The sequence below is a fragment of the Streptomyces celluloflavus genome (assembly GCA_000720995.1).
GTDB classification, from domain to species: domain Bacteria; phylum Actinomycetota; class Actinomycetes; order Streptomycetales; family Streptomycetaceae; genus Streptomyces; species Streptomyces celluloflavus.
This window is the reverse complement of record JOEL01000003.1, coordinates 47,999-70,452: the sequence shown is the minus strand read 5'-3', so window position 1 is coordinate 70,452 and position 22,454 is coordinate 47,999. Positions and strand designations below refer to the sequence as shown.

The following is a 22,454-nucleotide window of genomic DNA, read 5'->3' as shown; positions in this document are numbered from 1 at the left end:
TCGCCGCCGTGGAAGCCGCAGTGGTTGCCCCACCCGTGGTCCCGACCGTCGACCGCCGTTCCGTGGTAAGGCTCTTTTCGCGCTTGCGTACACCGGACGGGCAAGCTGACACCTCGCCCTACTACGCGGAACTCCGGTCGATGGGGGAGTTCGTTCCGGCTCCCTGGGGCGGCCACCTGGTGACCTCCTACGAACTGTGCGACCAGATAGTGCGCGACAGAACCTGGCTGGTTCCCGACAGTGAATGGCGGGCCCGGCAAGGTGATGCGACGCGCTGGAGTGCGGCCTCGTCGCGCGAAATGAGCAAAACACTGCCCGGACTCAACCCGCCGCACCACACACGGGTCCGGCGTTCGGTGGGCAATATGTTCGACCGGAATACCCTGGACACCCTCAAGAATTCCGTCGAGAGGACAACGGAAGACCTCCTGGACAGGCTTGCGGAACAACTGCGGGACGGCGAAGCGGATTTCGGTGCCGTGGTCAGCGATGAACTGCCGGTGGCGACGATCGGCCAATGGCTGGGGCTGCCGCCCGCCGACTATCCGCTGCTGAGGTCGCTCACCCACGACCAGGTGTTCGCACAGGAACTGCTGCCGTCCGCGAGCCAGCTCGCGCAGTCCGACGCCGCGACCCGGCGGCTGCGCGAGTACTTCACCGCACTGGTCCGGGAACGGCGCCGGGCGCCCGGTGACGATCCGGTCTCGGAATGGATTCGCACCTGGGACGGCCTCGAACCGGACCGGGACGCCGCCGACGAAGCCGTCTACCGCCTCGCGCTCTTCGTCGTCCTGGCCGCGCTGGAGACCACGTCGACCCTGCTGTCCACCACGGTGCGGCTGATCGCCGAACATCCGCGGCAGCAGGCGTGGCTGCGCGCCCACCCGCAGGACATTCCCGGGGCGATCGAGGAGGTGCTGCGCCACGACGCCCCCACGCATGTGGTGAGCCGGGTCGCGGGCGAGGACACCACCGTCGCCGGGGTCCACGTCCCCAAGGACCAGATGGTGCACCTCATGGTCGGCGCCGCCAACCACGATCCGGCGCAGCACACCGACCCCGATGTCTTCGACGTACGCCGCAAGGCCACCCATCTGAGCTTCAGCGGCGGCATCCACTACTGCCTCGGTGCGGCGCTGGCCCGTCTCGAAGCGACCACGCTGCTGACCGCGGTGCTCGGGCGGTTCCCCGGTCTGCGCCTCGGCCGTGCGCCGGAATGGGCGCCGCGCGTCGCCTTCCGGCGCCTGGTGACGCTGCCCGTAATCAACCCCTGAGGTACCGATGACGAACGACACCGTGCGCGAGAGCTTCAAGACCCTTGAGGTCGCCCACGAGGGGCCCGTGCTCACGGTCCGGCTGAACAGCCCGGAATCCGGCAACGCACTCTCCGGGCCGATGCTCGACGACCTCCTCACCGTGCTCGGCGCCGCACAGGACGCGCCGGAGGTCCGGGTGCTGATCCTCTCCGGCGCCGGGGCGGACTTCTGCCTGGGCGGCGACCGCGGGGACTTCGCCCGGTCCCTCGCCGCCGACGGCACCGGGGCGAGTCTGCGCAGCATGGGCGACAAGGCCAGGCGGGTGTGCGACGCGCTCGCGACCGCGAACGCCGTGACCATCGCCCGGCTGCACGGTCGAGTGGTGGGCGCGGGGATCGCGCTGGCGGTCTTCTGCGATCTGCGGGCCGGCGCGGACACCTGCCGCTTCCGGCTGCCGGAACTCGCGCTCGGGCTGCCGCCCGCCTGGGGCGGCGTCCTGCCACGGCTGCTGAACGAATCGGGCGCCGCCCGGATCCGGGAGCTGATCCTCACCGGCGAGAGGTTCGACGCGGCGAAGGCGGCGGAACTGTCCCTCCTCCACAAGGCCGTCCCGGAAGAGGAGTTGGACGACGTCATAGCGAAGTGGACCGGGCCGCTGGTCCGCAGGTCCCCCGCGGCCCTGCGGAGCGCCAAGATGATGCTGAACGCGTACGCGGGCGCCAACCGCCTCGCGGACGCCACCCTCTTCGACGCCGAACTGCTGGCGTCCGTGCTGGTGGCCGCCGAGTCCGCGCGGCGCCCCTGACGAGGGCCGGCGCCGGGCCGCTGCGGGTCAGCCCTCGGTGCCGGCCGCCGCCGCTCGATGCCGCCGTACCAGCTCCAGGTACATCGCCGCGTTCAGCTTGATGCTCGCGCGCTCCTCCTCGGTCAGCTCCCGTCTGACCTTCGCCGGCACCCCGGCGACCAGCGAACCGGGCGGCACCCGCATGCCCTGCGGGACGAGCGCCTGCGCGGCGACCAGCGAACCGGCGCCGATGTGCGCACCGTTCAATACGGTCGCGCCCATGCCGACCAGGACGTCGTCCTCGACGGTGCAGCCGTGCAGGACCGCGTTGTGCCCGACGGAGACGCGCGCGCCGACGGTCACCGGGAAGCCGGGATCCACATGCACCGTGCAGTTGTCCTGGATGTTGCTGTCGGCGCCGAGCACGATCGGACCGCAGTCGGCGCGCAGCACCGCGTGGTACCAGACACTGGCGCCCGCGGCCAGGGTGACCTCGCCGAGCACCACGGACGTGGGGGCGGTGAACGCCGCCGGATCGACCACCGGCTCCTTGCCGCCCACCGCTGAGATCAATGCCTGCCCCGACATGCCGCTCTCCCCTCGCCGTCGCCGCCCGGTCGCCGCGTCCACAGCACCGTAGACGACGGACACCGGGGCGGACGGACGAGCGGGGAAGGCGGTGGTGGGGCGAAGATCACAGCGGATCGCGGGGACGGCGCGCGGCGCGCTGAGTACCGTGTGCGGGTGCCGACGAACCAGAACGTGTTCTCATCCGTCGCGGCCTGGCGGCGCCGGGCCGTGTCGCGCGCCGTGCACCGTGGCGCGCGCTGGGTGCGGCAGGCGGCGGCGGTCACGGCCGAGCGGCCGGGACCGTACCGCTTCCGCCGGATCGGCGCCGGCACCCGGCTCGCCTACCCCCAGGGCACCGTCTTCGGCGACCCCTGGATCGAGATCGGCGACCACTGCATCATCGCCCAGGACGTGACCCTGACGGCGGGCATGATGCCGGACCTCGACCTGGGGCCCGCCCCGATCCTGACGCTGGGCAACGGCGTCGTGCTGGGCCGTGGCAGCCATGTGATCGCGGATGTCCGGCTGACGATCGGCGACGACTGCTTCTTCGGCCCCGGGGTCTACGTCACCACCACCAACCACAGCTACGACGACCCCGATGTGCCGGTCGGGAAGCAGTGGCCGCGCACCGACCCGGTCAGCATCGGCCCCGGCAGCTGGATCGGTACGGGGGCGGTCATCCTGCCCGGCGCCCGGCTGGGCCGGAACGTGGTCGTCGCGGCCGGCGCCGTCGTGCGCGGTGCGGTCCCCGACCATGCGGTGGTGGCCGGCGCACCCGCCAGGGTCGTCCGCAGCTGGGACCGGGAGACGGGCTGGCAGCCGCCGCTGCGTACGCCGCCCCCGGTGCCGGTGCCCGAGGGGGTCACCCCCGAGCAGCTGCTCGCGCTCGCCGAGCACGCGGCGGCCGGGGAGGCGGACCGGGCGCTCCCGGACGGCTCGGCGGCGGACGCGGCGCCGGGCGGTTCCTGAGCGGCCGTCAGCCGGGCGGCGCCACCCGCGGTCACGGCGACCCCACGCAGTACAGTGAGCTGCACGCGGAAGTGCACCGGACCGTAGTGCGGCGACGCGCTCGGCAACGGCATTCGACACAGTGAACCGGGACGGACCGTGACCGACCTCGAACAGCTCACCCGGTCGCTCGCCCGCAACCTCAAACGCTGGCGCACCGAACGCGGATACACCCTCGACGCGCTGGCCGCGCGGGCCGGCGTCAGCCGCGGCATGATCATCCAGATCGAGCAGGCCCGGACGAACCCGAGCGTGGGGACCACCGTCAAGATCGCCGACGCGCTCGGCGTCAGCATCACCACGCTCCTGGACTACGAACAGGGGCCGCAGGTGCGGATGGTGGCACCGGGCGAGGCCGTGCGGATGTGGTCCACCGACGCGGGCAGCCACACCACCCTCCTCGTCGGGGCCGAGGCACCCGGGCCCTTCGAACTGTGGGACTGGCGCCTGATGCCCGGCGACGAGAGCGTCTCCGATCCGCATCCGCCCGGCAGCGTCGAGCTGATCCATGTCCGCGCCGGCACGCTGACGCTCATCGTGGACGGCGCGCCGCACACGGTGCCCGCGGGCACCTCGGCGACCTTCGAGGCCAAGGTCGCGCACGGCTACCGCAACGACGCCGCGGAGCCCGTCGAGATGACCATGTCGGTGATCATTCCGCCCGCCCGCTGAGCCGGTCCGCCCCTGCCGGGACCGCCCGCCGGGCCGCTCGGGGCACCTGTTAGCTTGACGCGCATGCCCGTGCCCATGGATGCCTTCGACGAGGTCAGGCCCGCCACCGCGTGCCTGGATCTGCTGACCGAGCCCGTTGCCGCCGCGATCCGCGGCTGGCGCGGATCCGTACCGGTGGAGGAGATCCGCTACGTCGACACCGACCCCGCGATCGCCGACACCGACGCCCTCGTCGAGCACCACGGGCGCTGGCTGCTGGAACAGTCGGCGAACTGCGTCGTGGTCGCGGGCAAGCGCGGCGGCGAGGTGAGCCTGGCCGCCTGCGTGGCCCTCTCGCACACCCGCGTCGACGTCAACGGGGTGGTCCGCCGCCAACTGGGCGCCCGCAAGGCGTCGTTCGCGCCGATGGACACCGCGGTCGGGGACAGCGGCATGGAGTACGGCGGCATCACCCCGATCGGCCTGCCCGCCGGCTGGCCGCTGCTGGTGGACGCCGCCGTCGCCGACGCCCCGTACGTGCTGATCGGCAGCGGCGGCCGCCGCGGCAAGCTCATCGTGCCGGGCAAGGCGCTCGCCGAACTGCCCGGCGTCACCGTGCTGGCGGGGCTGGGCGTCGCCTGACGGCCACCGCCGGGACCGTCGGGGAGCCCGGACGGCCGGGGCTTACGGCCGCGCGCGGGTCCGCAGGTCCAGCGACAGAGCCGTGGAGTGCTCGGCGAAGCCCAGGCTCCGGTAGAGCGGCTCGGCGTCGTCGGTGGCGTGCAGATCGACGCGGGTGACGCCACGCTCGGCGAACCAGGCCAGCAGCGCCTCCGTCGTGGTGCGCGCGAGGCCGCGGCCGCGGTAGCGGGGGTCCGTGCAGACGTTGAAGACGAAGGCGAAGCGGCCGGCGGGGTGGCCGGGGGCCGGCAGCCGTTCCTCGATCCGCCCGACCGCGCACGCCGCCAGATGCGGGGCGGCGCCGGCCGCGTCACCGTCCACCACGAACGCGCCGAGCACCGGATCCGGACCGGTCAGCTGCCGGCGGGCCATCTCCTCGGCGTCCCGCTCCCAGCCGCCGGGCTCGTCCCGGCCGGTCATGGCGGAGAACATCAGGCGGCGCAGCCGGACGAGTTCGGCGGCGTCTTCGGGGCGGGCGGCACGTGGTGTGATCATGAACGGACGCTAGCGCACGCGGGGCGGAGCCCCAGGCGGGGTATCTCGATGGCCGGACAGCGGTCCATCACCATGTCGAGACCGGCCCCGCGCACCCGGTCCCACGCCGCTTCGTCGACCACCCCGAGCTGGAACCACACGGCCTTCGCGCCGATCGCCACGGCCTCGTCGGCGACGGCGCCCGCCAGCGCGCTGTTGACGGACACATCGACCACATCGACCGGGAACGGGATGTCGGTGAGGGTGGCGTACCCCCGCTCGCCGTGGACCGTCTCGGCCTTGGGGTGCACGGGCACGATCCGCTTGCCGTAGTGCTGCAACAGCTCCGCCACGCCGTGCGCCGCCCGCCGTTCGTTGCCGGACAGGCCGACCACGGCCCAGGTCTCGCCGGACCCGGTGAGAATCCGGCGGATGGTGCGGGGGTCGCCGTACACGTGCTGCCTCCTGCGGAGGGGGATGGGTCCTGTGCCGATCAACGGACAGGGCCGTCCGGAGATTCCCGCGCCGACCGGGGAAGCCCCGGGGCGGGGGAGCCGCCGGGCCCCGGGGCGCTGCCGGACCCCGCCCCCGGACAGAGCCCCCGTGCGGAGTCCCCGGACACGCAGACGCCCCGCCCGAAGGGGAAGACGGGCGGGGCGAGTCCTGCGCGGGATGGTCAGCTCTGGCCGCCGGCCATCCCGCTGCCCGCCATCCCCGCCCCCACGACGGTGGCCCCGACCGCGGCGCGGGCCGGCTTGCCGATCGCCATCCCGCTGCCGACCGGCTCGGCCCCGGCCGCCGCCGTCCCCGGGCGCAGCGTCCCCGGGGCGGCCGGTTCCGCCGCCTCGCCCGCCTGCCCCCCGGGCCCGGTGCCGACGGCCGCCAGTGCGGCGCGCAGCTGCTCGGTCTCCACCAGCATGCTCACCGGGCCGGTCGGGTTGAGATAGAGGGCATGGCCCGGCGGCAGATGGTCGACGAGTTCGGCCACCGGCCGCCGGTCGTACAGCAGACGCCCCACGGACTCCAGATAGACCGCGGACGTGTAGACGGGCACCACCGGCGTGCCCTCGGGGGAGGCCGCGGTCAGCGGCGTCCCGGTCGCGCTGACCAGGACGGAGACCTCCGCGCGCGCCAGCGCCGCCGGAACGTCCTGCGCCGGGCCGTAGCCGGTGGCGGCCAGCTGGACCGCGCTGTCGACCGCGTCGGCCGGATCCGGCCAGTCCAGCATCTGCGGGGAGGGCCGGTACTCCGGATTGTCCTGCCACTCCTCGATCTCACCGGTCGGCCCCGACCGCCACTGCCCGATCAGCGCCCACTGCGGCGGCGGTCCCTCGCCGGACCAGGTGAGATCCACCATGGCCAGCCAGTGATCGGGTGCCTGCCGGGCCGCCTCGACGACCTCCGGCGGCGGTTCGGGCATCGCACTGCCCGTCACGGGAACGCCCGCCGCCGTCTCCGACTGTGTGTCCTTGTCCATGAAGCCCTCCGCCAGACCGCCGTTCCGTTCCTGCGTACGTGAGCGGGGCCGGATGCCGAGGCCCTCGCCCGGGGCTCACAGTGCCCACGAGCGGCACGGACGTCGTTCCGACGCACCGAGCGGACCGCGCGGGTACGCCGCCTGGACGCGCGGACTGCGCCCGTACGGCGGACACCGCAGCGCGGCGCGGCGGCGGGAGCGGCCGGTGTCCACCCGTTCCGGGGGCCGCATAGGCTGGTGCGATGCCGGACCAGTACCGGACCCTCGCGCGCGCGGGCGTCCACGAGACCGAGATCAACAAGTCCCGCTTCATCTGCGCGCTCGCGCCCGTCGCGACCGAGACCGAGGCCCAGGACTTCATCGCGCGCGTCCGCAAGGAGCACCCCGGCGCCCGCCACCACTGCTTCGCCTACGTCATCGGCGCCGAGGGCGGTATCCAGAAGGCGAGCGACGACGGCGAACCGGGCGGCACCGCGGGCGTCCCGATGCTCCAGATGCTGGTGCGCCGCGAGGTGCGCTACGTCGTGGCCGTCGTCACCCGGTACTTCGGCGGCATCAAGCTCGGGGCCGGCGGCCTCATCCGCGCGTACGGAGGCGTCGTCGGGGAGACGCTGGACGTGCTCGGCACGATCACCCGGCAGCGCTTCCGGCTGGTGACCGTCACCGTCGACCACCAGCGGGCGGGGCGGGTGGAGAACGACCTGCGGACGACGGGCCGCGCGGTCCGCGAGGTGACATACGGAGCCGAGGTACGCATCGAGGTCGGGCTCCCGGAGGCCGAGCTGGACGCCTTCCGCGGCTGGCTGGCCGACGCGACGGCCGGGACGGCGCTCCTGGAAGTCGGCGGCGAGGCGTACGGGGACCTGTGACGGCCCCGCCGCACCGCGCCCGGTAGCGGGCGCCGCGGAAAAGTCCGGTCACGACCGGTGCGCGGTGGCGCCGGGCGTGTCAGCCTGTGGCCCGGCACCACCGGCCGCGCACCGGCGCGAGAGCCGGCCTGCGAAAGGGCTGATGCATGTCCGACCGGCTCGACACGCGCGCGGGATTCGTCCGCCGGATCGGCCTCTTCCAGGCCACCGCCATCAACATGAGCCAGATGTGCGGCATCGGGCCGTTCGTGACGATCCCGCTGATGGTCGCCGCGTTCGGCGGGCCGCAGGCCGTCATAGGGTTCGCCGCGGGCGCGGTCCTGGCGCTGGCCGACGGGCTGATCTGGGCGAAGCTGGGCGCCTCCTTACCGGGCGCCGGCGGCAGTTACGTCTATCTGCGGCAGGCGTTCCAGTACCGCACCGGCAAGCTGATGCCGTTCCTGTTCGTCTGGACGGCCATGCTGTTCATCCCGCTGGCGATGTCCACGGGCGTCATCGGATTCGTGCAGTACCTGGGCTATCTGTGGCCGGAGATGAGCCAGGGACAGGGCGATGCCGTCGGGCTCGTCGTCACCGCCGCCATCATCGCGCTGCTGTGGCGGCGGGTGGAGAACATCGCCCGGCTGACGGTCGTCCTGTGGACGGTGATGATCGCCGCCGTCGCCCTCGTCATCGCCGCCGCGTTCACCCACTTCAGCCCGGAGCGCGCCTTCACCTACCCCGCGCACGCCGTCGAGCTGACCTCGCATCAGTTCTGGCTGGGCTTCGCGGCGGGACTGACCATCGGGGTCTACGACTACCTCGGCTACAACACCACCGCCTACATGGGCGCCGAGATCAGACAGCCGGGCCGCACCCTCCCGCGTGCCATCGTCTACTCGATCCTCGGCATCATGACGATCTACCTGCTGCTCCAGATAGGCACCCTCGGGGTCGTCGACTGGCGGGACATGCTCGACCCGGGCAACGTGGCGTCCACCTCCGTCGCCTCCGCCGTACTGGAGAAGACCTGGGGCCGGGGCGCGGCCGTCGCCGTCACGGTGCTCATCCTCGTCACGGCCGTCGCCTCCGTCTTCACCGGACTGCTGGGCGGCTCCCGGGTGCCCTACGACGCCGCCCGGGAAGGCGTCTTCTTCCGCGCGTACGGCACCCTGCACCCGCGCCACCGCTTCCCCGTCCTGGGGCTGCTGACCATGGGCGTCGTCATGGCCGTCGGCTTCCTCATCGGCCGGCACACGGACCTGGCCACCATCATCCAGCTGCTGACCACCGTCATGGTGATCGTGCAGGCCCTGGCCCAGGTCGCGGCGGTGACCGTACTGCGCCGCCGGCAGCCGGGACTGCGCCGCCCCTACCGGATGTGGTGCTACCCGCTGCCGAGCCTCGTCGCGCTCGTCGGCTGGCTGGTGATCTACGGCTACGCGGACGAGAGCTCGCCGGGCCGGCACCCCATCGAATGGTCACTGGTGTGGGCCGCGGCGGGCGCCGTGGCCTTCCTGCTGTGGGCGCGCCACGAGAAGGAGTGGCCGTTCGGACCGAAGCGGATCAGCGAGGAGTACCTGCACGGCGCCGATCCGGACGCCGAGGGCGCCGGGGGCGGGGTCCCCGGCCGCGGCTAGAGTGTCCGGAGCTGAGGAACGGCCCGCGCCGGGTGCGCCGGCCGGATGCTGATTCTTGCGAAGCACGAGAAGGCGGAGGCGTGGCGGTGCGGGTGGGAGCTCTGCGGTGAGGATCCTGCACACCTCGGACTGGCATCTGGGCCGGTCCTTTCACCGCGTGAGCCTGCTCACCGCCCAGCGCGCGTTCCTCGACCACCTCGTCGAGACGGTCCGCACCCGGGAGATCGACGCGGTGCTCGTCTCTGGCGATGTCTACGACCGTGCCGTCCCCCCGCTCGCCGCCGTCGAACTCTTCGACGACGCCCTGCACCGCCTCGCCGGCCTCGGCGTCCCCACCGTCATGATCTCCGGCAACCACGACTCCGCCCGCCGCCTCGGCGTCGGCTCCGGCCTGATGCGCCGGGCCGGGATCCACCTGCGCACCGACCCGGCGGACTGCGGCACCCCGGTGCTGCTCGCCGACGGCCACGGCCCGGTCGCGCTCTACGGCCTGCCGTACCTCGAACCGGCCATGGTGCGCGACGAGCTCGGCGCCGGACGGGCCACGCACGCCGAGGTGCTCGGCGCGGCCATGGACCGGGTCCGCGCCGACCTCGCCGGCCGGCCCGCGGGGACGCGCTCCGTGGTGCTCGCGCACGCCTTCGTCACCGGAGGCACCGTCAGCGACAGCGAGCGCGACATCAGCGTCGGCGGGGTCGCCGCCGTCCCCGCGGCCGTCTTCGACGGCGTCGACTACGCCGCCCTCGGGCATCTGCACGGCTGCCAGACGCTCGGCGACCGGGTCCGCTACTCCGGATCGCCGCTCGCCTACTCCTTCTCCGAGGCCGGGCACCGCAAGTCGTCGTGGCTCATCGACCTGGACGCGGCGGGCGCGGTGCACGCGGAACGGATCGACTGCCCGGTACCGCGTCCGCTGGCCCGGATCCGCGGCCCGCTGGAGGATCTGCTGGCGGACCCGGCGCTCGGCGCGCACGAACAGGCGTGGGTCGAGGCGACGCTCACCGACACCGCCCGCCCGCACGAGCCGATGGCCCGGCTCGGCAAACGCTTCCCGCATCTGGTCAGCCTCGTCTTCGACCCGGACGAGGGACCGGCCCGCTCGCTCGCCTCGTACGCTCAGCGGCTGCGCGGCCGCGGCGACCAGGAGATCGCCGAGGACTTCGTGGCACATGTGCGGTCCGGACGCGCGGCCGACGAGGCGGAGCGGGCCGAACTGCGCTCGGCGATCGACGAGGTACGACTCGACGACGCGGTGCACGAGGTGGCGCGATGAGGCTGCACCGGCTGTCCGTCACGGCCTTCGGACCGTTCGGCCGCACCCAGACCGTCGACTTCGACCAGCTCACCCGGGAGGGCCTCTTCCTCCTGCACGGGCCGACGGGCGCGGGCAAGACCTCGGTGCTGGACGCCGTCTGCTTCGCGCTGTACGGGTCGGTGCCCGGGGCCCGGCAGAGCGGCCAGGCGCTGCGCAGCGATCTGGCGGACCCGCTGACCCTCACCGAGGTCGTTCTCGAACTGACCGTGGCCGGACGGCGGCTGGAGCTCACTCGGCTGCCCGAGCAGGTGCGCCCCAAGAAGCGGGGCAGCGGCACGACCCGGGAGAAGGCGCAGAGCCGGCTGCGGGAGTACGTCCCGGCGGCGACCGGCGACGGGTCGGGCGGGCACTGGAAGGCGCTGAGCCGCTCCCACCAGGAGATCGGCGAGGAGATCGGCCAGCTGCTCGGCATGAGCAAGGAACAGTTCTGCCAGGTCGTGCTCTTGCCGCAGGGCGACTTCGCCCGGTTCCTGCGCGCCGACGCCGAGGCCCGCGGCCGGCTGCTCGGCCGGCTCTTCGACACCCGCCGGTTCGCCGCCCTCGAAGAGCGGCTCGCCGCGCGCCGCAAGGCCGCCGCGGACCGGGTCGCCGCGGGCGACGAACGGCTGCTGGCGCTGGCGCACCGGATGGCGCAGGCGGCCGGCGAGCACCCCGATCTCGCCGACCCCGCGCTCCCGGCCCCGTCCGGCGGCGGCCGGGGCGGCGCGGCGACCGCGGCCGTACCGAGGCAGACCGGGCCCGCGGCGCGCACCGGACGGCGGGGCGCCGATGCTCCTGCCGACGCGCCCGGCCCCGGCGAGCCGGGATTCGCCGAGGCCGTGCTGGTCCGGGCCGCGGTGGCCCGGGTCGGCGCCCGGGAGCGGCTGGAGATCGCGCAGGCCACGGCAGGGGCCGCCGAGGCCGCGGCGCGGTCGGCGGAGCGGTGGCTGGAGGAGGCCCGGGAACGGGACCGGCTGCAACAGCGCCACGCGGATGCCCGTCGGCGCGCCGCACAGCTCGACGCCCGCACCGCGGAGCGGGACCGGACCCGCGACCGGCTGGTGCGGGCCCGCGCCGCCGCGGACGTCGCCCCCGCGCTCGCCCTCGACGACGCCGCCCGCCGCGAACTGACCGCCGCGCGCCAGGCCGAACGCCGGCACCGGAGCGCACTGCCGCCCGGCCTCGCCGACGCCGAAGGGCACCGGCTCGCCGCGCGGGAACGGCGGTCGCGGGAAGACCTCGGGTCGCTCGCGGCGGCCCGGCGCGCCGAACGGCGGGCCGCCGACATCGGCCTGGAGCGCGCCGGACTCGACCGCGAGGCGCGCGCCGACGAGCAGACCCTGCTGGACGCCGCCGCCTGGCTCGCGGACTGGGACACCACCCGGCAGTCCCTCCAGCGGCGCATCGAGACGGCCCAGGAGGCCGCGACCCGGACCGGACAGCTCGGCACCCTGCTGGAGGCGGCCGCCGCCCGGCTGGCGGCGGCCCGCAGGCGCGACGCCCTCACCGGCGAAGTCCGCTCCGCCGAACGGGAGTTGCTCACCGCCCGGGAGCGGACCACGGCCGCCCATGAGCGTTGGCTCGACCTCAAGGACCGACGGCTGCGCGGGATCGCCGCCGAACTCGCGGACGGCCTCCAGGACGGGCGGCCGTGCGCCGTGTGCGGCGCGCGCGAACACCCCGACCCGGCCCGCGCGGGCGCCGGCCACATCGACCGCGCGACCGAGGAAGCCGCCCTGGCCGCCCACCGCGGGGCCGAGGACGCCCGCCAGGAAGCGGCGGCGCGCTGCCAGTCCGCCAAGGAGGCACTGGCCGCCGCGGCCGCCACCGCGGGAGACACGCCGACGGCCGAACTCGCCGCGCACGCCGACGAGTTGCGAAAGTCCTTCGCCCGCGACCGGGCGGCCGGCGCGGAGCTGCACACCGCGCGCGAAGCCCTCGGCCGGGCGGAGGGCGAGTACGAACGGCGCCGCACCGAACAGCAGCGCGCCGAGCGCCGGGCCGCCGCCCGCACCTCCCACCGCGAGGCCCTGGAGCGCGAACGGACCGCGCTGGAGACGGAGTTGGACCGGGCGCGGGGCGACTGCGCGAGCGTGGCCGAACGGGCCGGACGGCTGGAGCGGGAGGTGGCCCTGCTCACCGCCGCCGCCGAGGCGTCCCGTACCGCCGACGCCTGCGCCCAGCGGTCCGCGGAAGCCGGCACCGGACTGTCGGACGCCGCCCGGCGCGCCGGATTCGACACCCCCGAGGACGCCGCGGCGGCGCTGCTGCACGACGGCGAATGGCGGGCGTTGCAGGAGCGCCTCGACGCCTGGCAGGCCGAATCGGCCGCGGTGGCGGCGGAGCTGGCCGATCCGGCCGCGGTCGCCGCGGCGGCCCTGCCACCCGTGGACCCGGACGCCGCGCGCACCGCGCTGGAGGCCGCCGGAGCGCGGCTGCGGACCGCCTCCGCGACCCATGCCGCGGCCCGCGAACGCTGCGCCGAGCTCGACCGGCTCTCGGCCCGCGCGCAGGCCGACGCCCGCGCACTGGCCCCGCTGCGCGCCGCGTACGACCGCATCGCGCGGCTGGCCTCGCTCACCTCCGGCACCTCCGCCGAGAACGAACGGCGGATGCGGCTGGAGTCCTACGTACTCGCCGCCCGGCTCGAACAGGTCGCGGCCGCCGCCAGCGCGCGGCTGCACCGGATGTCCGCCGGCCGCTACACCCTCGTCCACTCCGACGAACGGGCCGGCGGCGCCCGGCGTTCCGGCCTCGGTCTGCACGTCATCGACGCCTGGACCGGTCATGAGCGGGACACCGCCAGCCTCTCCGGCGGCGAGACGTTCTTCGCCTCGCTCGCGCTGGCGCTCGGGCTCGCCGATGTCGTCACCGACGAGGCCGGTGGCACCCGGCTGGACACCCTCTTCATCGACGAGGGGTTCGGCAGCCTCGACGAGCAGACCCTGGACGAGGTGCTGGACGTGCTGGACTCGCTGCGCGAACGGGACCGCAGCGTCGGCATCGTCAGCCATGTCGCCGACCTCAGGGCGCGCATCCCGGTCCAGCTGGAGGTCGTCAAGGACCGGACGGGCTCCACGGTCCGGCACCGCGTCCGGGCCTGAGCCGCCGGGGAGGGGCGGGGCCCGGTCAGCGGCCGACCGGGCGGCGGCGGCAGCGGTGAGGAGTGGACGACGCTGGTCGTCACCGGGCCGAGCGCGCCGATCCGGCCCGACACCTCCTCCAGAGGCCTCATCGACCGGGTGGCGACCTTGAGGCCGAAGCAGTCGTCACCCCCGCCGGTCCCGGGGCACCCGTGAACTACCTCAACTCCGGCACCGCGGACCTCAGTTGGCGCCAGTTCTTCTTATAAGCCCCAGAGCTCACGAATTGGGGTGAAGTGGAGGGAGAAGGGCTCTACGGGCCGGCAAGGAGGGGTATGACGACCGCCACCTGTTCGTCCGGCTCCGGGGGAGATCCCATGAAAACCGCCACCCGTCTGACCGCTTCGCTGGCCCTGGGGATGGCGCTGGCCGCGACCACGGCCGCCGTCCCCGGGGACGCGACCGCCGCGCCGCACCCGCACCAGATCCGGGCCGCCCGCAGCGTCACCCTCACGAACGCGGACGACGGCCGCACCGTGACCGTGGCCCGTGGCGACACGGTCACGGTCAAGCTGACCGGCATCCGGGACCAGGGTGTCAGGTGGGCGTGGAGCGAGCCGGCCGCCACCGCGCCCGGTGTCCTCCGGCGCTCCCGGGGCGGCACCTCACCGGACGGCGGCGCGTCCGCGGTCTTCCGCGCGGTGGGCCGTGGCACCAGCGATGTCACCGCCTACCGGCGCTGCGTCGCCGCTCCCGGCCATGTGTGCCCCCGCATCGTCATCCGGTGGCGGGCCGCGGTCGTCGTGAAATGACGGTGACGCCTCGGATGCCGCGGCGGCCGGTCACCGCACGAGGTGGGGTGACCGGCCGCCGCCGGGACGGGCCGCCGCGCGGCCGCCGGTGTCAGAGCGCCGAGATCTCGCTCAGCAGATCGTCCAGCCCCAGCGAACCCTGCGACAGCGCGGCCATGTGCCACGCCTTGAGGTCGAAGTCCGCGCCGTGCCGCGCACGGGCCGCCGCCCGGCCCTGGAGCCAGACGCGCTCGCCCAGCTTGTAGCCGATGGCCTGGCCGGCCATGCCCTGGTAGCGGATGACCTCGCTCTCGATGTAGTCGGCCGGGCGGCTGCTGTGCCGGGCCAGGAACTCCTGGGCCAGCTCGGGCGTCCAGCGCTCGCCCGGGTGGAAGGGGGAGTCCGCGGGGATCTCCAGCTCCAGATGCATGCCGATGTCGATGACGACCCGGATCGCCCGCAGCATCTGCGCGTCCAGATAGCCCAGCCGCCGCTCGGCGTTGGTCAGGAAGCCCAGCTCGTCCATCAGGCGCTCGGCGTACAGCGCCCAGCCCTCGGCGTTCGCGCTGACGCCGCCCACCGTCGTCTGGTAGCGCGAGAGGTCGTCGGCGACATGCGCCCACTGCGCCAGCTGGAGGTGATGGCCGGGCACCCCCTCGTGGTACCAGGTGGAGACCAGGTCGTACGCCGGGAAACGGGTCTCGCCCATCGTCGGCAGCCAGGTGCGGCCGGGCCGGGAGAAGTCCAGCGAGGGCTCGGTGTAGTACGGGGCCGCGGCGCTGCCCGCCGGGGCGATCCGGGACTCGACCCGGCGCACCCGCTCGGCGAGCTCGAAGTGGGTACCGTCCAGCGCCTCGATGGCCTCGTCCATGAGGGACTGGAGCCACTGCCGGGTCTCCTCGACGCCCTCGATGGCCTCGCCGTGCTCATCGAGCCAGGCCAGCGCCTCCCACGGGGTCCGCGCACCGGGCAGGACCTTGCCGGCCTCCTTCTCCATCTCGGCCAGCAGCCGGTGGAACTCGGACCAGCCGAACGCGTACGCCTCGTCCAGATCGAGGTCGGCGCCGTTGTAGTAGCGGGCCAGCCGGCCGTAGCGCTCCCGGCCGACCACGTCCGGGGCACCGGCGACGGCCGGGGCGTAGCTGTCGCGCAGCCAGCCGCGGAGTTCGGCCAGCGCGCCGGTCGCCACCGCTGCGGCCTCGGTCAGCTCGCCGCGCAGCCGCTCCGGGCCCGGGTCGGTGAACTCGGCGAACCAGCCGCGGTCCGTACCGATCCATTCGTCCAGCTGGTCGAGGACGGTGGCCACTTGGCGCGGTCCGCCGAGCAGCCCCCGCTCGCGGCCGGTTTCGAGGGCGGCGCGGTAGCCCTCCAGCGCGGCGGGCACCGCACGCAGCCGCCGGGCGATGGCCGCCCAGTCCTCGTCGGTGTCGGCGGGGGTGACGGTGAAGACCTCGCGGATGTGGTGCAGCGGCGAGCTGATGTTGCTGACCGTACGCAGGTGCTCGCCCGCCTCGTGCACCGCCAGCTCGGCCGTCAGCCGCTCGCGCAGCAGGCGCCCGCAGCGCCGCTCGGCGGCGCTGTCCGCACCCGGCCGCGCCTCGGCCTCGGTGAGCTTCTCCAGGGTCGTGCGGGCGAGCTGGGCCACCGCTTCCTGGCCCGTGGGGGAGAAGTCGGGGAGTCTGCCGGAGCTCTCGGCGATGCCGAGGTAGGTACCGGTGATCGGGTCGAGGCCGACGAGGGCGTCGACGTAGGCGTCGGCGACCTGGCGGGGCAGCGGGCCGTCGGAAGAAGTGGTGTGGGACATGCGGCCATCCTCATACGGGCGCCCCCGTCCCGTCACCCGGAATACTCGGTATGCACCAGTCGTGCCGGCTGCCGGTGGCGCCGGGCGCGCCCCGGCCCCACCGCCGCGCTCAGCGGCGGGCGGAGCCGTCCGGCACCTGTACCGGCCCGTGGCCGCCGCGCAGGACGGGTACACCCGACGGCCGCGCGGTGATCACCAGCGTGCCCTCCTCGATCTGGTAGTCCAGCGGGACGCCGAGCCCGCGCATCGCCGCCACCATCGCGGTGTTGGACGCCTGGGTGACGGCGTACACGCTCTCGGAGCCCGCGTCGGCCGCCATCGCCACCAGCCGGCGCAGCAGCTCCGCGCCGATCCCGCGCCGCTGCCAGGCGTCCTCGACCAGCAGCGCCACCTCGGTCTCGTCGCCGTCCCACAGCAGATGCCCGAGCGCCACCAGCCGGCCGGAGGCGGTCTCCACCGCGAGGGTGCGGCCGAACCGCGGGCTGAGCAGATGCCCCAGATAGCGGTCCGCGTCGGAGACCGGGCCGTGGTAGCGCCGCGCGAGGGTGTCCGCGGAGCAGCGGGCGTGCATCTCGCGGGCGGCGGCCCGGTCGGCGGTACCGGCGCGGCGGACCGTGAGGGCGTTGCCCGCCGGCAGCGTCAGTACGTCGCGCCGCGGCGGCACCCGCTGGCCGAGCCTGGTGTCCAGGTCGACCAGTGCGCGTACCCGGGCGAATTCGGTGGGCGTGAACGGCAACTGCGGCCTTTCGATGGTTAGGGAGCCCCCGGAGGGGTCGCGGAACGTCATGGTGTGCTCGGCCAGCACGCCTTCGGCGGGCACCTGCGCGGTGCGCGGCCGGCCGTGCGGCGCGCCCGCGGGCACCGAGTGGATGGTGCAGCGGCCCAGCAACTGCCGCAGTGCCAGCGGCAGTTCGGCGGAGTCCAGGGCGGTACGGGTCGCCAGGCTCAGCATCCGGGTGGGCGCGTCGACGAGATCGTGGGCATCGGCCCGCTCCAGCCAGCTGTGCGCGCCGCCCGCACCCGCCACCGCCCGGGTCAGCTCGGCCGGCGCCAGATCGGCCGGTGCACGCAGCAGGAACTCGTCGACCGTGCCGTCGGAGAGCGGATGGGTCTGGAGGCTGAGGATGTCCACCCGCCGCGCGGCCAGCGCCCCGCACAGGGCGGCCAGGCTGCCCGGCTCGTCCCGGACCGTGGTCCGCATCCGCCACAGCGCCGTCCCCGGCCGGCCGGTCCGGGGTGCCTCGGCCGGGGCGGGCGCCGTGGCGCCGGTATCGGCCGCGGTCGGCGGTGGCGCGTGCCCGTGGCGGCGGGACCACCAGACGTGGAACGCGGACGTGGCCAGCAGGGCGGCGGCCGCGGCGCACAGCAGCACCGGGCCCGAGGGGCCGTGGGCCACGGCATTGGCGACGCCGTCCGCCACGGCCACGGCCGTGAACAGGGCGGCCAGCTCGACGAGGTCCCGGCGCCAGTGGTGGGGGCGGGAAGGGGCAGTCTGCGATTCGGTCATACCGGCAGCCTCGCCGACCGGTGTTGCCTGGCCGCCAACACCTTGTGTCCGACGGGTAAAACACGTAATCGATGCATTGGCCTCTACTGTCCCACCCGTCCTGGTTGCAGCACCTTGCTGAACAGCACCTGTCCACCCTCCTGGCGCAGCCGCACGGTCAGCTCCCCGCTGCCCCCGTCGATATCGACCTCGCCGAAGTACTGCGGAGTCTCCGCGGGCGAGGTGTTGGCACGGTCCGGTGCCTTGACGAACGGCTGCGCCGGCCCGAATGTTCCGTCCAGCTTCACCGCCGGGAAGCCGCCCGCGTTCAGCGGCCCCGACACGAACTCCCAGAACGGCTCGAAGTCCTTGAACGCCGCCCGCTCGGGCGCGTAGTGCTGCGCCGACGTGTAGTGGACGTCCGCCGTGAGCCAGACCGTACCGGTCACCCGATCGCGCTTGATGTGCCGCAGCAGCTCGGCCATTTGGAGCTCGCGCCCCAGCGGAGCACCGGGATCCCCCTGCGCCACCGCCTCGAAGTCCGTCGCACCGTCCTGGACGACCAGGCCCAGTGGCATGTCCGCGGCGATCACCTTCCACACCGCACGCGAGCGGGACAGCTCACGTTTGAGCCAGCGCAGCTGCTCGGCGCCCAGGATCCCCTGCCGGTCGTCCGTCTGCCGGCCCGGCGAATTGGCGTTGCGGTAGCTGCGCATGTCCAGCACGAACACATCGAGCAGCGGGCCGTGGTGCACCACCCGGTAGACCCGGCCGCCCCGGTCCGGGTGCAGCGTACGGATCGGGAAGTACTCGCCGAACGCGCGCAGCGAGCGCGCCGCGAGCACATCCGCGTTCTTCTCCGTGTACCGGTCGTCGTCCAGCAGCTGCCCCGGATACCAGTTGTTGTGCACCTCGTGGTCGTCCCACTGCACGATCGTGGGCACCTGGGCGTTGAACCGGCGCAGATTCGCATCCAGCAGGTTGTACCGGAACGCGCCACGGAACTCCGCGAGCGTCTCCGCGACCTTCGCCTTCTCCTCCGTCGTCACATTCCGCCACACCCGGCCGTCCGGCAGCGTCACCCGGGACGGGATCGGGCCGTCGGCGTAGATGTTGTCGCCGCTGCACAGGAAGAAGTCCGGATTCCGGCGCCGCATCTCCTCGTAGATCCGGTAGCCGCCGCGGTCCGGATTGATCCCCCAGCCCTGTCCGGCGAGGTCGCCCGACCACAGGAAGCGGACGTTCTCACGGCGGCGGTCGGGCGCGGTACGGAAGGTGCCGGTCACCGGCTCGCCGGTGCGCCGCGGGTCGTCCGGGTCGGCCAGCAGCACCCGGTAGTGGATCTGCTCACCGGCCGGCAGGCCGTGCAGCGCGGTGACGCCCGTGAAGTCGCCGCCCGCCCCGACCACCGGGCCGTGCCAGGTTCTGGCGTGCCGGAACGACTCGGTTGCGGCGGTCTGCACGATCATCCGGGCCCGCCGGTCGGACCGTACCCACACCAGACCGGAGGAGGCCGTCACATCCCCGGTCTGCACGCCCCAGCCGGCCCCCGGCCGCCCGCTGCGGGCCTGCGCGGGCGCGGCGGAGGACAGGGCGGGCAGCGCCAGCGCCGCCGAACCGGCCGCCGCGCCCTGAAGCAGCGACCGCCGTCCGAAACCGCCGCCGGATCCCTGTGCCATCTCCAACCTCCGTAGTTCGTCCGGCCTCGATGACAACCCGGTCGTACGGCCGTCCGGTGCCGCGCGGGCGAACGCCCGGTGAACGCTGTCGGGGCTGCGTCCCGCTGGCGCCCGCCCTACGTCCCGCGGCCCCTGCCCCGGACCGTGGTCGCACGACCAACGACCGATCGCCGGGGCGCCGGCCCCGCCCCTACAGTCCGGGTACGTGCCGCCGGACGGCGGCGCATGGGAAGGGAAACCCGATGCCGGCCAACGGTTCCGCGCATATCCGTATCGCCCGCCCCACCCACGACCTGGCCGCGGCCGAACGCTTCTGGCGCACGGGCCTGGGGCTGTCGGAGCTCTTCCGGCACGCCCCCGAGGCGGGGGAGCACGGCCTGCTGATGCTCGGCCGGCCGGACGCCGCCTGGCATCTGGAGCTGACCACGGACCCCTCCGGCGACCTCGAACCGTCCCCCACTCCGGACGATCTGCTCGTGATCTACCTGGGCGAGCCGGTGCCCGCCGAACTGGTCGCCCGGCTGGAGCGCTCCGGCGGCAGACGCGTCGCCGCCTACAACCCCTACTGGGACGAATGGGGCGTCACCCTGGAGGACCCCGACGGCTACCGCCTGGTGCTCTGCGAACGGGAGTGGTCCAACTCCTGAACCGCGCTCCGGGCACCCGGCGCGACCGGACCGCCGGGCGCGCCGCCCGTCGTGCCGCGGCGCTCAGCCCACCGTGCCGCGGCGCTCAGCCCACCGTGTCGAGGACGACCCGGGCCACCAGCGCCGGATCGTCGTTCATCGGCACATGCCCGCAGCCCGGCAGCCGCACCAGCCGGGCACCCGGGATCGCCTGCTTGGCGCGCACGCCCTGGCGGCGCGGCAGCACCCGGTCCCGGCTGCCCCACCCGATCGTCACCGGCACGTCCGGCACATCGGCGGTGAACCGCACCCCGCGGCCGGCCGCCAGTGCCGGCGCGAACCCGGGCGCCTCGCGCATCGCCCGGGTCTCCGCCACGACCGCATCGGCCGACCGGCGCCCGGGGTGGGCGTAGATGGCGCCGGTGAGTGAGGCCCGCCCCACCGTGGAGCGCGCCAGCGTCCGCACCACCGGCCGCGGCAGCGCGTGCGCGCCGGCCCGCATCCCGCGCAGCACCCCGAAGGCGTAGCGGCGCTCCGCCGGTGTCCAGAAGCCCGCGGGGGAGAGCGCGGTGACGGACCGTACGGCCCGCGCGCTGCCCAGTTCCAGGGCGAGCAGTCCGCCCAGTGAGTTCCCCACCACATGCGGGCGGTCGACGCCCAGCTCGGCGAAGGCCGCGACGAGCAGCGGGATCACCGAGGGCAGGTCGTACGCCAGCCCGTCGGGCAGCGCGGGCGAGGCGCCGAAGCCGGGCAGGTCGAGGGCGATGACCTCGTGGGACGCGGCGAGGATGTCGCAGACCGGCCGCCATGCCTGGAGATGGTGGCCGATCCCGTGCAGCAGCACGATGGGCTCGCCCGAGCCCTTGCGCTCGTAGGCGACCGTGAACGACGGCCGGTCCGCGGGGCTGACGCGGGCGAAGGAGACCGGGGCGGCCATGGGGGACTCCTCAGGGGACGATGTGGACGGTGGTGTGACCGGGACGTGCGGGGACACCATGCCAGCAATGGTTACCGATCGGTATGGGGCGGGTCTACCGGCCGGTACGAAGTGGCCGGTCCGCGCCCGTCCCGCGCATGGCACCGCGCCGTAGGTCACCCGCCCGCCCCGCCGCCCGGTGCCGGACTCGCCGGCCACGCGCCGAGCGGATGACGGAGCGAAAGGTGTGACGGACGGCGGGGGCAACGCGCCCGCGCGTCACCCTCGTACGGTTCCCCAGGCTCCGGCCCCTGCCCGCGGAGTCCCGCGCGGCGCCCCGCGGACCGGGGTGCGGACCCGGCGGCCCGGCCATCCCGCCCGCCGCACCGGAGGGCGGGCGCGACCCTGCGCGTGGCGACCGTCGTCGCAGGTGGTGAGGGTGGGCCCGGTGCGGCGGCCGAGTCCGTAACGGATCCCGGATTGGTCTTGACCAAGGGTGGGGGCGGCCATATCGTCTGGATACTGCAACAACCTTTAATAAAGAAGCGCTCACATACCGGCTCCTGTGCGAGCCCGCATGCGGTGGGGGCGCCGCCCCGCGGGGCAACGGCCAGTGCGGAGGACAGGGTGGGGACCACGCAGCTCGAAACGGTGCCGGAGCCGAAGTACTGGCACCTCAAGACCGTGCTCAGCGATGCGCTGGACTCGGAGTTCAGGGTCGGCGAGATTCTGCCCAACGAACGTGACCTGGCGGCCCGGTTCGGCGTCGCACGCGCCACGCTCCGGCAGGCACTGGAGCAACTGGAGCTCGAAGGCAGGCTCCAGCGCCGCCGCGGTGTGGGCACCACGGTCGCCCCGCCGCGCGTCGGCATCGCCGTCGACCCCGACCGCCACACCTGGCCCGGCGCCCCCGGCGACGACTGGCAGCCGGTGGACGCGGCCGAGGCCGAGGCGCCGCCCGCCGCCGTCGCCCGCCTCCTGGAGACGGCCCCCGGCGACCGGGTGCACATCGTGCGCCGCAGCCGCGTCACCCACGGCCAGCCGGTCGCCGCCGAGCTGCTGTACGTCCGCGCGGACGCGGTCCCCGACTGCTCCGGTGTGGCCTCGGTCAGCGCCCCGGCCCGCGCCGCCGCCGTCCTGCACGCGTTGCAGGCCCTGGAGCTGGAGAGCCAGGACCGTACCGTCGAGCTCGGCTCGGCCCGTGCGGAGGACGCCAGGCAACTGGACCGGCTGCCCGGCGCCCCGGTGCTCGTCGTCACGACGCGCTATGTCGCCGACGGCCGTACCACCGCAGTCGCGGTCTCCACCTACCGCGCCGACACCTGCCGCCTCACCTTCGGCGCGAGCGACCCGGTCGCGCTGCTCGCGGGCTGAACGGCCCGC

At 74.4% G+C, this 22,454-nt stretch carries 20 protein-coding genes and 1 pseudogene; 12 read left to right on the top strand and 9 right to left on the bottom strand.

Annotated elements, in window-relative coordinates; all coding sequences use genetic code 11:
- Window positions 1–140 precede the first annotated feature (140 nt).
- Together IH09_RS03775 and IH09_RS03770 are read left to right on the top strand one after the other, a co-directional pair.
- The gene (locus tag IH09_RS03775; protein WP_240150915.1) at window positions 141–1,274 is read left to right on the top strand and encodes a cytochrome P450; all 1,134 of its coding nucleotides are present in this window, start codon (window positions 141–143) and stop codon (window positions 1,272–1,274) included.
- Between the two features lie 7 nt (window positions 1,275–1,281).
- The gene (locus IH09_RS03770; RefSeq protein WP_205379964.1) at window positions 1,282–2,061 is read left to right on the top strand and encodes an enoyl-CoA hydratase/isomerase family protein; all 780 of its coding nucleotides are present in this window, start codon (window positions 1,282–1,284) and stop codon (window positions 2,059–2,061) included.
- Window positions 2,062–2,088: 27 nt separating this feature from the next.
- Here IH09_RS03770 and IH09_RS03765 read toward each other — a convergent pair whose 3' ends face one another.
- Window positions 2,089–2,628, bottom strand: a complete 540-nt coding sequence (locus IH09_RS03765) for a gamma carbonic anhydrase family protein (RefSeq protein ID WP_052853945.1) — start codon at window positions 2,626–2,628, stop codon at window positions 2,089–2,091.
- 156 nt (window positions 2,629–2,784) lie between these two features.
- On the opposite strand from IH09_RS03765, the gene IH09_RS03760 reads away from it, so the two are divergent.
- The 3 genes from IH09_RS03760 to IH09_RS03750 all read left to right on the top strand — a co-directional run bounded on the left by IH09_RS03760 (window position 2,785) and on the right by IH09_RS03750 (window position 4,914).
- Complete coding sequence (locus IH09_RS03760; RefSeq protein WP_052854445.1) at window positions 2,785–3,582, top strand: acyltransferase; 798 nt, start codon at window positions 2,785–2,787, stop codon at window positions 3,580–3,582.
- 138 nt (window positions 3,583–3,720) lie between these two features.
- The gene (locus tag IH09_RS03755; protein WP_052853938.1) at window positions 3,721–4,293 is read left to right on the top strand and encodes a helix-turn-helix domain-containing protein; all 573 of its coding nucleotides are present in this window, start codon (window positions 3,721–3,723) and stop codon (window positions 4,291–4,293) included.
- Window positions 4,294–4,356: 63 nt separating this feature from the next.
- Window positions 4,357–4,914 carry a YbaK/EbsC family protein gene (locus tag IH09_RS03750; RefSeq protein ID WP_052853937.1) on the top strand — a complete coding sequence of 186 codons (558 nt, stop codon included), beginning with the start codon at window positions 4,357–4,359 and terminating at the stop codon, window positions 4,912–4,914.
- Between the two features lie 42 nt (window positions 4,915–4,956).
- Here IH09_RS03750 and IH09_RS03745 read toward each other — a convergent pair whose 3' ends face one another.
- The 3 genes from IH09_RS03745 to IH09_RS03735 form a co-directional block, all read right to left on the bottom strand.
- Window positions 4,957–5,448, bottom strand: a complete 492-nt coding sequence (locus tag IH09_RS03745) for a GNAT family N-acetyltransferase (RefSeq protein WP_052853934.1) — start codon at window positions 5,446–5,448, stop codon at window positions 4,957–4,959.
- The gene (locus IH09_RS03740) at window positions 5,445–5,882 is read right to left on the bottom strand and encodes a CoA-binding protein (protein ID WP_052853931.1); all 438 of its coding nucleotides are present in this window, start codon (window positions 5,880–5,882) and stop codon (window positions 5,445–5,447) included. The genes IH09_RS03745 and IH09_RS03740 overlap by 4 nt, the downstream gene beginning before the upstream one ends.
- A 221-nt stretch (window positions 5,883–6,103) precedes the next feature.
- Window positions 6,104–6,904: a type VII secretion system-associated protein gene (locus tag IH09_RS03735; protein ID WP_052853929.1), complete on the bottom strand. Its 801-nt coding sequence runs from the start codon at window positions 6,902–6,904 to the stop codon at window positions 6,104–6,106.
- Between the two features lie 242 nt (window positions 6,905–7,146).
- On the opposite strand from IH09_RS03735, the gene IH09_RS03730 reads away from it, so the two are divergent.
- The 4 genes from IH09_RS03730 to IH09_RS03715 all read left to right on the top strand — a co-directional run bounded on the left by IH09_RS03730 (window position 7,147) and on the right by IH09_RS03715 (window position 13,790).
- Complete coding sequence (locus IH09_RS03730; RefSeq protein WP_052853926.1) at window positions 7,147–7,773, top strand: YigZ family protein; 627 nt, start codon at window positions 7,147–7,149, stop codon at window positions 7,771–7,773.
- Between the two features lie 146 nt (window positions 7,774–7,919).
- A complete protein-coding gene (locus tag IH09_RS03725; RefSeq protein WP_052853924.1) occupies window positions 7,920–9,392 on the top strand; it encodes an APC family permease in 1,473 nt (490 codons plus the stop codon).
- A 106-nt stretch (window positions 9,393–9,498) separates the two neighbouring features.
- Entirely contained in the window at window positions 9,499–10,665 is a 1,167-nt protein-coding gene (locus IH09_RS03720) for an exonuclease SbcCD subunit D C-terminal domain-containing protein (protein WP_052853920.1), read from the top strand.
- On the top strand, window positions 10,662–13,790 hold the full coding sequence (locus IH09_RS03715) for an AAA family ATPase (protein WP_052853918.1): 3,129 nt from the start codon (window positions 10,662–10,664) through the stop codon (window positions 13,788–13,790). The genes IH09_RS03720 and IH09_RS03715 overlap by 4 nt, the downstream gene beginning before the upstream one ends.
- 25 nt (window positions 13,791–13,815) lie before the next feature.
- On the opposite strand, the pseudogene IH09_RS39615 reads toward IH09_RS03715, so the two are convergent.
- Window positions 13,816–13,960, bottom strand: a pseudogene (locus IH09_RS39615) (Lrp/AsnC family transcriptional regulator); the annotation flags it as partial.
- Window positions 13,961–14,146: 186 nt separating this feature from the next.
- Here IH09_RS39615 and IH09_RS03710 point away from each other — a divergent pair.
- Window positions 14,147–14,581, top strand: coding sequence for a hypothetical protein (locus IH09_RS03710; RefSeq protein ID WP_190233196.1), 435 nt, complete (start codon window positions 14,147–14,149; stop codon window positions 14,579–14,581).
- 91 nt (window positions 14,582–14,672) lie between these two features.
- On the opposite strand, the gene IH09_RS03705 is transcribed toward IH09_RS03710, so the two are convergent.
- The 3 genes from IH09_RS03705 to IH09_RS03695 form a co-directional block, all read right to left on the bottom strand.
- Window positions 14,673–16,364 carry a DUF885 domain-containing protein gene (locus tag IH09_RS03705; RefSeq protein WP_052853914.1) on the bottom strand — a complete coding sequence of 564 codons (1,692 nt, stop codon included), beginning with the start codon at window positions 16,362–16,364 and terminating at the stop codon, window positions 14,673–14,675.
- Window positions 16,365–16,473: 109 nt separating this feature from the next.
- Window positions 16,474–17,871: a GNAT family N-acetyltransferase gene (locus IH09_RS03700; RefSeq protein WP_052853912.1), complete on the bottom strand. Its 1,398-nt coding sequence runs from the start codon at window positions 17,869–17,871 to the stop codon at window positions 16,474–16,476.
- 83 nt (window positions 17,872–17,954) lie between these two features.
- Window positions 17,955–19,529 carry an alkaline phosphatase D family protein gene (locus IH09_RS03695; RefSeq protein WP_052853910.1) on the bottom strand — a complete coding sequence of 525 codons (1,575 nt, stop codon included), beginning with the start codon at window positions 19,527–19,529 and terminating at the stop codon, window positions 17,955–17,957.
- Between the two features lie 242 nt (window positions 19,530–19,771).
- On the opposite strand from IH09_RS03695, the gene IH09_RS03690 reads away from it, so the two are divergent.
- The gene (locus IH09_RS03690; protein ID WP_052853909.1) at window positions 19,772–20,176 is read left to right on the top strand and encodes a VOC family protein; all 405 of its coding nucleotides are present in this window, start codon (window positions 19,772–19,774) and stop codon (window positions 20,174–20,176) included.
- A gap of 85 nt (window positions 20,177–20,261) precedes the next feature.
- On the opposite strand, the gene IH09_RS03685 is transcribed toward IH09_RS03690, so the two are convergent.
- Complete coding sequence (locus IH09_RS03685) at window positions 20,262–21,092, bottom strand: alpha/beta fold hydrolase (RefSeq protein WP_052853907.1); 831 nt, start codon at window positions 21,090–21,092, stop codon at window positions 20,262–20,264.
- A 606-nt stretch (window positions 21,093–21,698) separates the two neighbouring features.
- On the opposite strand from IH09_RS03685, the gene IH09_RS03680 reads away from it, so the two are divergent.
- Window positions 21,699–22,445, top strand: coding sequence for a GntR family transcriptional regulator (locus tag IH09_RS03680; protein WP_052853905.1), 747 nt, complete (start codon window positions 21,699–21,701; stop codon window positions 22,443–22,445).
- Window positions 22,446–22,454 lie beyond the last annotated feature (9 nt).